The sequence below is a fragment of the Chryseobacterium takakiae genome (genome assembly GCF_900129385.1).
GTDB classification, from domain to species: Bacteria; Bacteroidota; Bacteroidia; order Flavobacteriales; family Weeksellaceae; genus Chryseobacterium; species Chryseobacterium takakiae.
This window is the reverse complement of sequence record NZ_FQVO01000004.1, coordinates 187,438-199,224: the sequence shown is the minus strand read 5'-3', so window position 1 is coordinate 199,224 and position 11,787 is coordinate 187,438. Positions and strand designations below refer to the sequence as shown.

Below are 11,787 nucleotides of genomic sequence, written 5' to 3'. Positions count from 1 at the left end.
AAAAATAAATGAATTAAAATCTACAACTTTGTCATGTAAAAAAAAATTATTATGACAACAATTACAGTAGCCAAAGGTGACGGTATCGGTCCGGAAATTATGAACGCCACGCTGAAGATTATTTTAGCAGCAGGCGCGAGAATTGAAATTGACGAAATCGAAATTGGGGAAAAAGTGTATTTATCAGGACATACATCCGGTATCAGCGATCAATCCTGGGAAATAATCAGGCGTAATAAAATATTCCTGAAAGCACCCATCACAACTCCTCAGGGTGGCGGATACAAGAGCCTTAACGTCAGCACCAGAAAATTTCTGGGCTTGTATGCCAATGTAAGGCCTTGTGCAAGCTTTTATCCTTTTATACAAACCAAACATCCCGTAATGGATATTGTGATCGTAAGAGAGAACGAAGAAGATTTGTATGCAGGAATTGAGCATCAGCAGACGGATGAAGTAGTGCAATGTTTAAAACTGATAAGCAGGCCGGGATGCGAAAAAATCATCCGTTATGCTTTTGAATATGCCAAACAGCAGAACAGAAAAAAAGTAACATGCTTCACCAAAGATAATATCATGAAGCAGACCGACGGATTATTCCACCAGGTTTTCAACGAAATTGCCGCTGAATATCCGGAAATAGAAAACGAACACTGGATCATCGACATCGGTGCAGCAAAAATGGCAGATACACCGGAACTGTTTGATGTGGTGGTAATGCCTAATCTGTATGGTGATGTTTTAAGTGATATTGCAGCACAGCTTACAGGCTCAGTCGGTCTTGCAGGCTCAGCAAATATAGGAGAAGAATGTGCCATGTTTGAAGCAATTCACGGCTCTGCTCCTGCTATAGCCGGACAAGATGTAGCGAATCCTTCCGGACTTATTCAGGCGGCGATTATGATGCTGAATCACATCGGACAAAACCAGGTGGCAGAAAAAGTACATAATGCATGGCTGAAAACATTGGAAGACGGAATACATACCGCTGATATATTTAAAGAAGGCATAAGTACAAAAAAAGTAGGAACACAGGAGTTTGCACAAGCAGTTGTGCTTAATCTTGGCAAAAAACCTTCAGTGTTAAAATCCGTTCAGCACCTGAATAATTATACCCTCAACCTTCCGAAGTACAGACGCAGAGCCACAGCTAAAAAGGTACTTGACGGAGTGGATCTTTTTGTACACTGGAACGGTACGGATGCCAATGAGCTGGCCGGTAAATTACAGCGCCTGGAAACAGGAGGCATAAAACTTAATGTGATTACTAACAGGGGAATCAAAGTCTGGCCGGATGGTTTCAAAGAGACTTTCTGTACGGATCACTGGCGCTGCAGATTCAGGCCTCAGCAAAGCCTGGAAATCAGTAAAATTGATATTGCCACGTTACTCACCAGAGCTATAGAGGAAGATATTGATGTCATAAAAACCGAAAATCTATATTCTTTTGACGGCAAAGTAGCCTATTCTCTGGCGCAGGGGCAATAATATAAAACATCTCAGATAATTGAAGATTTTATTGTTGATTTTAAAAATTTTTATTACAATTTCAATTTTAAATAAGATGAAAACAAATACGATTAAAAATACAAATGTCAAAACAGACAATACATTTTTTCTGATCAAGGGCGTATTCTCTCCTGAAGATGCTAAAGAAATACTTTCCAAGATTTACAGTTTCAAAATAAATTACCACAATTTAAACAACTGGCGTTCTTTGGAAAGATTTGGAGTCGATGATGAAAATTCTCAGAAACGGATTCCGAAATTAAAAAACGACAAAGCAAAAATTGAAGAATTAATTGATGCAGGTAAAGCCAAAAACCGAAAGATTCGTATCAATGCAGAGATCTCGATATCATTCTGCGAAAAAACATAATTTTTAAATAAGCCTTAAAAACAACACAGGCCCATTTTTAATGGGTCTGTGTTGCTATTATATTTGCATTACTGCAAAAGAGAATAAATCGCAACCCCGATTCCCGCATAAGCTACCACGGTTATAATATCCGCAATCGGTTGTGAAAAGCGTTTCTCTGCAATTTTTTCTGCATTGATCTGATTCTTATGGAACTTCAGTGTCTTTTTTGCATTGTGAACAGGATGTGCGACCAGGCTGTCTCTTTCCCATTTGTCCACAATTACTTTGTATTTTTTGCCGTCAACATCTATTTTCACATTTTTACCGGCGGCCAGTTTCTCCTGAACATTTACAGGCGCCGGAGGTGCCGGTTGTTGGGCGTTCATATTCTGAGGAGCTATGTTTCCCTGCTTTCCGTTATTTTTAGACGCATCTTTACTTTCTGCCAGCGGATCAGGTTGTTTTTTTACCTGATAAGTATAGCAGCTGACAAGAGAACATGATATGATGATGAGATAAAGATTCCTTTTCATGAGACTAATTTAAGAATTAAACGGAATATTCGCTATTTTCTTTTAATCTATTCTGTTTTATATAAAAAAGTTTTATTCAGCCAATTTAGATATAACCACAAAAGGTCAAATTTTTGAACACATAAGTCACATCAGATTAAAGAATAAAGCTTTACGATTATTTTAAAATATATAAGTTTTAAAAAATCTTTGATTTTTTAATATGTACCTCTGAGAAATTGCGTCAATCGGTGGTTTAAGTTTTAACCACAAAATCGACAAAAGATATTCATGCTGTTTAAAGGTGTTAAATGGTTGATGTTAAAAAAAGCATGCAAAAGTTGAAAAATCTTTGATTTTTTCTAATATGTTCTAAAAATATGTCCAAGATTATCAAAAATTCTCTGTGACTCATGATTTATTTTCTCTGTGAAGATCCGTGCGATCCGTGGGAGATTTTAACCGTAAAAGCGGCAAAGCTTCTTAAACACATAAATTACCAATTCACCAACAAGAATTTTTCCTTCCAGGGTAATTTTACAAAACCAATTCCCCAGCTAAGCCTGTCCAGCAAAATGTCCTGAGTTTTTCGTTCAACCGTAAGGTTATAATCATGGTTGCTAACGATAAGCTTGCCCGGCCGTTGAAAAAACTCATTTTGTAATAACGCCGGAGATGATTTTTTCATCGGACTCCAGTTGTGAAGTACACTTTCAATAACATTTTTAGCCTGACTTTTATGCTTCCTGGAAAGTTTGATATGTCTGCTGATACTTTGATGCACCGGTATATTGCATAAGAATTTTTCAAATATCATTTCGTATTCAGGAGCGTTGGTATTTCCGGTAGCAATATAATGGAGCAAGTGTACGCACATTTCGGGATCTGTGAGCTGCTGGGTTTCTTTATTCAGCAGATCACAATGCTCAAAAAAAGTTTTAATGAAAGGGTGTATCAGGACAAGTCCTGCATTCTGCACATATTGTCCGTCATCTGGAATTTCGTCATTACCAATTTTTTCAGGCTCGGGATCTGTTGTTCCCGGAGTTTTTATGGTATCCTTCTCATCATCTTTACGGATTTTTGTAATCATTTCAGAGCTGTTAATACGCTCAATGTTTTTGTCATTTCCCTTGTTTTTAACCGCTTCAAACATTTTATTTTCTTTAATAAAAGGAAAGATCTGGGCTAAGGCTTTACGGCTTTTTAGGCTTATTTTTTTTCTGAATAATTCCGGATTTTCTTTTGAAATATGTTCTGAAAGATATTCCTGGAAATAGACCTCTGAAGAGTTCATATATTTTACCAATGCAAGGAAAACCAGGCGCCATACAAAAGTTCTTTCAGCAGGATCCAGATTTGATAAATAACTGCTTTTTACAACATCCAGATTAATCTGTAAATCCTTATTTTCTAAAACAGCTAAACATAATTGAGCAATCTGTTCATCCGAAAGCTGATTAATGATCCGCTCCTGTACATGTGGTTTAGGCAAAACTGAAATTATTTTCTTCTGAAAACCCGGAGCATGCATAAGATTTTTGAAGACTGTTGTTTCCAATAAATTCATACTTTCTTTATCCGAATTCCACCAGGGCATACATCCATTCTCCAAAAAATAGATAAAAGTTTGAAGCTTTTTTTCTTCAATATTAACCCAATACGGTTTGGAGCGATGTTCTGATTTTTCATCGGATACTTCACTTGACCGGATTATTTCTGAGAGCTGCTCTTTAAAGTGTTCTGTAATTTTATTCTTTAATTCAGCATCAAGCGAACTGCTTTTGATATCCAGATCCAGCTTCAGCCGGGGAATCTGTAGTGTATGACCATACAATTGAGCCTCAACATCATTGATGTATTTTTCTATTTCCGGAAAAACATCAATAGACAAAAAGCTGTTGATATCATCTTTTATATGATGTGCTTTTTCTTTATTGCTGACGGTAATTTCAACAAAAACTTTCTGAATGATATGATGATTCACTTTGATAGATTTAATTAGGCAATGTTTTAATTTTCAACGCGTTTATTTCCTGTCAAATTCTCCACCCCAGAAACCTGCCGGGCAAAGGCTTAGTTTTGATCTCTGTTTTGCGCTCAGCCTGCATCCGCAGCCTCTTACGAAATTGTCTTTCGGAGTATCTGCAACTTCAAGGGTTTCGGGATTCATCCATTTCATAGCATTGCAGTTGTTGCCGCTTTTTAAAGGACAGGCATTGCAGATTTCTTCCCGTAAAGAAAAAACAGCTTCCTCATCCTGATTCGCCATGCCTATTTTTGCACGCAATTCATTAAAATGGCCGCCAATGATTTCATTGCGCTTGCCAAAAATGTTTCTGATATTCATTTGATTTAAGTTTTTTAGATTATTGGGTTCAAAATTAGAAGAAGAAATCTCATTTTTCGAATTCTGGGGCTTCTCCGTTCTGTCTTTGCAGTAAAAAAGAAAGCTTGAAAAACAATATTCTTTTAAAAACTTCGTGTACTCTGCGGTTCCAAAAATGATCTTCCGGTTAAATAAAGTTTAGTAAGCTTTATAAGTGAAACGTCTTAGTGAAACTTAAGAAACAATATTTAAAAAATTCTTTGTGCAATCTGCGTTCAAAAAAATTACCAAAATCAAGGCAAAAAATTTCACTGTAACTGGATTTAGATAATCCTCGATTTCATTTTTTATTTTAAGTCTAAATATTTAAAATGTTGATTTTTAGTAATTTGTTTTTATTTTTTTTAAAAAAATCAGAATAAAATTAAAAAAATATTTACTGCAAAGACAGGTTTGTCCCCTCAAAATATTTGTCTTTTAACGGAGTGTGATTGTATGTTTGCAACGTAATAATAAAGAGCAAAAATTATGATTAAAGAAGTATTGACAATTTTAAAAAATAAGCTCAATGATCCGGAGAACGGCTTAAAAGACGGAACGCGAATTGGTGATATTGCTGTGGTTGATGATATAGCAAAGCATGAGGACGAAACCTCGGACCTTAATGATAAAGTAGTGATCACCCTCCTGAATGTTGAAGAAGAACCAACATTGAAAAACAGATCATGGTATACGAGAACTACTGTAAGTGAAGATCCTTTGCTGTATGATATGAAAAAGCAAAATCCGCCGGCTTATCTGAACTTATATCTTATGGTTGCCGCCAACCGTAATGCTTATGACAAATCTTTATCGGATATCTCAAAAGTTATCGAAATATTTCAAACCAATAATGTCTTGGAATATACTGATTCCAATGTGAATAAAAATTTCAGGTTCAGAATTGAACTGCATTCCATACCTTTTGAACAGCTGAGCTATATCTGGGGATTGCTGGGAGGAAAAGTAATGCCCTCCGCATTGTATAAGGTAAGTGTGGTAAAAATTGAAGCAATTGGGGAAACGAATGTTAATTTAATTGACGAAGTAAATATCAAAAGCATCAAAGTCGATTAATAATGTTTGTCCGCAATGATTATAATTAAAAAATTGCATGGCCTGTGTTAAATAATATGGAAAATGACAGCTGACCAAATCAAAAAAACTAACTAAAAACTAATAACCTTTAACTTAAATTTTTAAACATGCAAAATCCAACTACACCAGGTGTTTCAGTTGAAGAAATTACCAGGCTTCCCAATTCGGTTTCATTTGTAGATACAGCGATCCCGGTATTTATTGGATATACCGAGCTGATTCCTGAAGAACATACCGGTCCCATGAATATCAGTTCTCTTTTGGAATATGAAAAACATTTTGGAAAAGCAAAAAAGGAAAGCATCCTCCTGAGAGATACAGAAGATAAAGGTGTAGAAATCATAACACCGGATGCTCAGTTTTTAATGTATTATTCCCTTCAGATGTATTTTGCTAACGGAGGCGGGCCTTGTCAGATTCTTTCAACAGGAAATTATGCATCCGGAACAGTTGAGCTTGCGGATTTAAGTGCAGGCCTGAATATGATCAGTAATTCAGACGAACCCCTGCTTATTGTTTTCCCTGATGCTGTATCATTGCCCGAAGCGGATTTTTATACGATCTATAATCAGACAGTTGCTAAAATTGAATCCACTGCAAAAAACAGTTTTGTCATAGTAGATACCTATTACGGAAATTCTGTAACACAATCCAACAATCGTAATACCATAGCCAATCTTAGAAATAATATTGTACTTACCACTCATGCTGCAGCTTATTTTCCTCATTTAACCACGATTTTAAATTATACTTTTGATGAAACGGATACGCCTATCCTACATACAGGTTTACAAAATGAAGGGCAGACCAGTGCCGTTTTTTATGCCGGTGAAATCGCAGCTTTAGAGGAATTAAAAGCCATGGCAAGTGAAGAAATAGAAAACGTACCGGTTGATGCTTTAGTATTGGCTGATTTATTAAGTCAGGCTATCGCGATCGCAGAGGAAATTAATGAAACTGCAGACGAAACTTCCGGCCAGCCTTTAGATGCAAAAGCAGATTTAATAGAAGCGATTGAAGAAGCAAAAGCCGTTCTGGAAGCTATCTATGACGGGACAATAGATGATTTTGTGATCCCGGATGATCTGGATGCAGATACTCCTGTATTCAGTGGAGAGTTTGATGCATTAAGAGATGCTATTCTTGCCGTAAAAGATGAGGTAGGAGCAGCAAACGGCAAAACACTGAAAAGTTTAGAATCATCCAATTCAGCGCTTTATAATCAGATCAGAAAAGAAATCTCATCTTTAAAGGTTGTTCTGCCTCCATCCGCAGCAATGGCAGGAGTATATGGAAGAATAGACGCGACAAGAGGAGCCTGGAAGGCACCGGCCAATGTGAGTCTGAATTATGTTCTGGGACCCACGGAAAAAGTTTCGGATCATGAACAATCAGACATGAATGTCAATGAAGCAGGATCAGTTAATGCCATCAGAGCCTTCACAGGAAAAGGAACGTTGGTTTGGGGAGCAAGAACAATGGATGCAAAAGAAAAAACTGAAGATGATCAGGAAAATATCTGGAAGTATATCAATGTACGTCGCTATCATGATATGATTAAACTGTCGATAAGCAGGGCTTTAACCGATGGGAAATTCATCAATGAACCCAATATTTCCCAAACCTGGCTAAGAGCAAAAGCAATGATCGAAAATTTCCTTCACCAGCAATGGCTGGATGGCGGATTGGCAGGAAGCAATTCAAAAGAAGCCTATCATGTGGAAGTTTCCGGTGATATTCTTAAACCAAAAACTATGAATATTACCATAGAAATAGCATTGGTACGTCCTGCAGAATTTATCGTATTGAATTTCTCACACCAACTATAATAAATCTGAATATAATCAGTCACAATAAAACATTCGAAGTTCACTTCGAGGTATATTAATCTTAATTAAAAATTTTAACAAATGAATTACAAAACCCCTGGAGTTTACGTGGAGGAGCATGAAAAATTTCCGCCTTCCGTAGCGCAAGTTGAAACGGCTATTCCCGCTTTTATAGGATATACTGCGGAAGGCCAGAAGAATAAGCCAACAAGAATTACCTCTATGTTGGAGTATGAGCAGCTTTTCGGAAAAGCAAATCCGGAAGCGTTTGCCGTAGCTTTTGAAGATGGCGTTGCATCTGCAACACAAACTAAAGCAAGCGATTTTAAAATGTACTATGCCATGCAGATGTATTTTGCCAATGGAGGCGGGCCTTGTTATATCGTTTCTGTAGGAAATTATAACGATCAGGTAACCGTTGGAACTTCTACAACCGTTGGAACTTTACTGTATGGTCTTGAGTTGCTTAAAAAAGAAGATGAGCTAACACTTATCATTTTCCCGGACCTTCAAGGTTTGGTTCCTGCGGCTGCTGAAGTTGATGCCGCTGAAGCTGCTGCAGATTTTGCACAAGATAATGCGGTACTGGCCTCTGATGCCAAAGCTGCTGCCAATGATGTTTCAGCAGCAGTTATTGCAGCTGTTGACGGTGGAGGAGACCTTCAGGCTGCGATTACAGCAGCCAACGCTAAAGTTGCCACTTATCCTGTTTCCGGCTCAAGTACTCTTAGTCAGATTGTAGAAAATCAGGCTGCCAAAGCTGTTCAGAAGGCTGTTCAGAATGCTGCTAATCCTACAGGTGCTAAAACGGCTGCGCAAGCTGCTGCAACTATTTATGATACACTTCTTACTACCGCTACAGCTGCTGCTCAGAAAGCACAGGCTTACGCTGTTGCCATTGAAAATGTAGATTCAGATGATATTGCTGCTGCTTATTCGGTGTACAATAGTGCTTTAGATCAGGCAGAACTCATGAAAGACAGATTTGTCATCATGGATGTGCTTGGAGAAACTGATGCTGCAGTTTCTGATTTTAGAAGTAATGTAACATCCGGACCAAGTGGAGAACGTTTAAAATACGGTGCCGCCTATCATCCTAAACTGAAAACAGTATTAAGCTACGATTATAATGAAGCTAATGTTTTAGTTACAGGTACATTTGGGATTACAAGTTTAGAACAATTAAAAGGAACGAACTCAGATTTCTATAATCAGGCTAAAAAAGCCATCGAATCTAAGCAGGTTGTATTGGCTCCATCATCAGCAATGGCAGGAGTATATGCTAAAGTAGACAGCGTTTCCGGAGTATGGAAATCCCCGGCTAACGTAGGGCTGAATTTCGTGGAAGCGCCATCAGAAAAAATTTCTGATAGACAGCAGGAAAGTCTTAATGTAGATCCTACCTCCGGTAAGTCTATCAACGCCATCAGAACTTTTACAGGAAAAGGGCCAATGGTTTGGGGAGCAAGAACATTAGACGGCAACAGCAATGAATGGAGATACATCTCCGTACGTCGTTTCTTCAATATGGTGGAAGAATCTGTGAAAAAATCAACCGAGCGTTTCGTATTTGAAGCCAATACGGCCAACACATGGATCCGTGTACAGACGATGATCGAAAACTTCCTGAACCAGCAGTGGCAGGACGGAGCTTTGGCAGGAAGCAAGCCTGAAGAAGCCTATTATGTAAGCGTGGGGTTAAACAAAACCATGTCTGCACAGGATATTCTGGAAGGAAGAATGAATATCGAGATCGGTATGGCAGCGGTACGCCCTGCAGAATTTATCGTGCTTCGTTTTTCTCACAAGCTGCAGGAAGCATAACATTAAACTAAATAACAATTAAAATATACATACAATTATGAGTACATATCCATTAGTAAAGTTTGCCTTTGAAGTAGATTGGGGCGGAACAAAATTAGGGTTTACTGAAGTATCGGGAATGAATTTGGAAACGGCTGTCATTGAATACAGACATGGCGCAAGCCCTGATTTCAGCAAAACAAAGATGCCCGGACTGAAAGTGTTCAGTAACATCATCTTAAAAAGAGGGACTTTCCAGGGAGACAACGAGTTTTTCGAGTGGTTCCAGTCTGTACAGCTCAATACGGTAGAGAGAAGATCGATCACCATTTCCCTTTTGAATGAGAACGGAGATCCTGCGGTAACCTGGAAAGTCAAAAATGCTTACCCTGTTAAATTGCAGTCCGGCGATTTGAAAGCTGACGGGAATGAGGTGGCTATCGAGACCCTTGAAATTGCACACGAAGGATTAACTATTGAAAATAACTAATATTAACTTTAAAAATAAAAAAAATGAATTACAAAACACCAGGAGTTTATGTAGAGGAAATTGCAAAATTCCCGCCGTCTGTAGCACAAGTAGAAACAGCCATCCCGGCGTTCATCGGATATACGGCCAAAGGGCCCAAAAACCAGCCAACAAGAATCTCTTCCATGCTGGAATATGAGACACTTTTCGGGAAAGCAAAAAATGAAGAATTCTCAATTGTTGTAAACGCTGCAACAGCAAATTCACCAAGAACAGTAACTGCTACTTTATCACCAAGCGCTTTCAAAATGTATTATGCCATGCAAATGTATTTTGCCAATGGTGGAGGGCCTTGTTATATTGTTTCAGTAGGGGATCTGGCAACAGGATTTCCGGCTGCTGTAGATTTTGATGATATGATTGCAGGGCTTGATACGCTGGAAAAAGAAGATGAGCCTACTCTTATCGTTTTGCCGGATGCTGCTAATTTAAGCACAGCTTACGATTTGTTTGAAAAAGCTTTAGATCAGGCAGAACTCATGAAAGACAGATTTGTCATCATGGATGTGCTTGGAGAAACTGATGCTGCAGTTTCTGATTTTAGAAGCAATGTAACCTCCGGACCAAGTGGAGAGCGTTTAAAATATGGAGCGGCTTATTATCCAAAATTGGAAACGGTTCTTACGTACAGCTATGATCCTGCAATTACTGTAGGAACCAATACTCTGGAGCATTGGAAAACAAATGATACAGAATTGTACAATCTTGCGAAAAATGCGATGGAATCTCACAGGGTTGTATTGGCCCCGTCATCAGCAATGGCAGGAGTATATGCTAAAGTAGACAGCACTGCAGGAGTGTTTAAGGCGCCTGCAAATGTAGGACTGAACTATGTTGTGGCACCAACACTAAAAATTTCTCACGAAGATCAGGAAAGTCTTAACGTAGATCCTACCTCCGGTAAGTCTATCAACGCCATCAGAACTTTTACAGGAAAAGGGCCAATGGTTTGGGGAGCAAGAACATTAGACGGCAACAGCAATGAATGGAGATACATCTCCGTACGTCGTTTCTTCAATATGGTGGAAGAATCTGTGAAAAAATCAACCGAGCGTTTCGTATTTGAAGCCAATACGGCCAACACATGGATCCGTGTACAGACGATGATCGAAAACTTCCTGAACCAGCAGTGGCAGGACGGAGCTTTGGCAGGAAGCAAGCCTGAAGAAGCCTATTATGTAAGCGTAGGATTAAACAAAACCATGTCTGCACAGGATATTCTGGAAGGAAGAATGAATATCGAGATCGGTATGGCAGCGGTACGCCCTGCAGAATTTATCGTGCTTCGTTTTTCTCACAAGCTGCAGGAAGCATAACATTAAACTAAATAACAATTAAAATATACATACAATTATGAGTACATATCCATTAGTAAAGTTTGCCTTTGAAGTAGATTGGGGCGGAACAAAATTAGGGTTTACTGAAGTATCGGGAATGAATTTAGAAACGGCTGTCATTGAATACAGACATGGCGCAAGCCCTGATTTCAGCAAAACAAAGATGCCCGGACTGAAAGTGTTCAGTAACATCATCTTAAAAAGAGGGACTTTCCAGGGAGACAACGAGTTTTTCGAGTGGTTCCAGTCTGTACAGCTCAATACGGTAGAGAGAAGATCGATTACCATTTCCCTTTTGAATGAGAACGGAGATCCTGCGGTAACCTGGAAAGTTAAAAATGCTTACCCTGTTAAATTGCAGTCCGGCGATTTGAAAGCTGACGGGAATGAGGTGGCTATCGAGACCCTTGAAATTGCACACGAAGGATTAACTATTGAAAATAACTAATC

11 protein-coding genes are annotated in these 11,787 nt (G+C 38.5%); 8 read left to right on the top strand and 3 right to left on the bottom strand.

All coding sequences use genetic code 11. The features are described 5' to 3' along the window. The first annotated feature begins 51 nt into the window (after positions 1-51). Complete coding sequence (locus tag BUA76_RS07435) at positions 52-1,488, top strand: NADP-dependent isocitrate dehydrogenase (protein ID WP_072884173.1); 1,437 nt, start codon at positions 52-54, stop codon at positions 1,486-1,488. A 76-nt stretch (positions 1,489-1,564) separates the two neighbouring features. Continuing rightward, positions 1,565-1,879 (top strand): hypothetical protein, encoded by a 315-nt coding sequence (locus tag BUA76_RS07430; protein WP_072884172.1) that lies wholly within the window; start codon positions 1,565-1,567, stop codon positions 1,877-1,879. Positions 1,880-1,947: 68 nt separating this feature from the next. On the opposite strand, the gene BUA76_RS07425 is transcribed toward BUA76_RS07430, so the two are convergent. The 3 genes from BUA76_RS07425 to BUA76_RS07415 form a co-directional block, all read right to left on the bottom strand. Then, positions 1,948-2,394 (bottom strand): hypothetical protein, encoded by a 447-nt coding sequence (locus BUA76_RS07425; RefSeq protein ID WP_072884171.1) that lies wholly within the window; start codon positions 2,392-2,394, stop codon positions 1,948-1,950. Between the two features lie 475 nt (positions 2,395-2,869). Continuing rightward, positions 2,870-4,360, bottom strand: coding sequence for a contractile injection system tape measure protein (locus BUA76_RS07420; protein WP_072884170.1), 1,491 nt, complete (start codon positions 4,358-4,360; stop codon positions 2,870-2,872). A 42-nt stretch (positions 4,361-4,402) separates the two neighbouring features. Beyond that, positions 4,403-4,723: a hypothetical protein gene (locus tag BUA76_RS07415; protein WP_072884169.1), complete on the bottom strand. Its 321-nt coding sequence runs from the start codon at positions 4,721-4,723 to the stop codon at positions 4,403-4,405. A gap of 507 nt (positions 4,724-5,230) precedes the next feature. Between BUA76_RS07415 and BUA76_RS07410 the strand changes: the two genes are divergently transcribed. From BUA76_RS07410 to BUA76_RS07385, 6 genes are all read left to right on the top strand, one after another. Beyond that, positions 5,231-5,818, top strand: a complete 588-nt coding sequence (locus BUA76_RS07410) for a Pvc16 family protein (RefSeq protein ID WP_072884168.1) — start codon at positions 5,231-5,233, stop codon at positions 5,816-5,818. A 128-nt stretch (positions 5,819-5,946) separates the two neighbouring features. Continuing rightward, positions 5,947-7,668, top strand: coding sequence for a phage tail sheath family protein (locus BUA76_RS07405; RefSeq protein WP_072884167.1), 1,722 nt, complete (start codon positions 5,947-5,949; stop codon positions 7,666-7,668). Positions 7,669-7,749: 81 nt separating this feature from the next. Next, a complete protein-coding gene (locus tag BUA76_RS19390; protein WP_072884166.1) occupies positions 7,750-9,492 on the top strand; it encodes a phage tail sheath family protein in 1,743 nt (580 codons plus the stop codon). 37 nt (positions 9,493-9,529) lie between these two features. Next, positions 9,530-9,961, top strand: a complete 432-nt coding sequence (locus tag BUA76_RS07395) for a phage tail protein (RefSeq protein WP_072884164.1) — start codon at positions 9,530-9,532, stop codon at positions 9,959-9,961. A gap of 23 nt (positions 9,962-9,984) precedes the next feature. Beyond that, a complete protein-coding gene (locus BUA76_RS07390; protein WP_072884165.1) occupies positions 9,985-11,316 on the top strand; it encodes a phage tail sheath family protein in 1,332 nt (443 codons plus the stop codon). A gap of 37 nt (positions 11,317-11,353) precedes the next feature. Continuing rightward, the gene (locus BUA76_RS07385) at positions 11,354-11,785 is read left to right on the top strand and encodes a phage tail protein (protein WP_072884164.1); all 432 of its coding nucleotides are present in this window, start codon (positions 11,354-11,356) and stop codon (positions 11,783-11,785) included. The last annotated feature ends 2 nt before the right edge of the window (positions 11,786-11,787 follow it).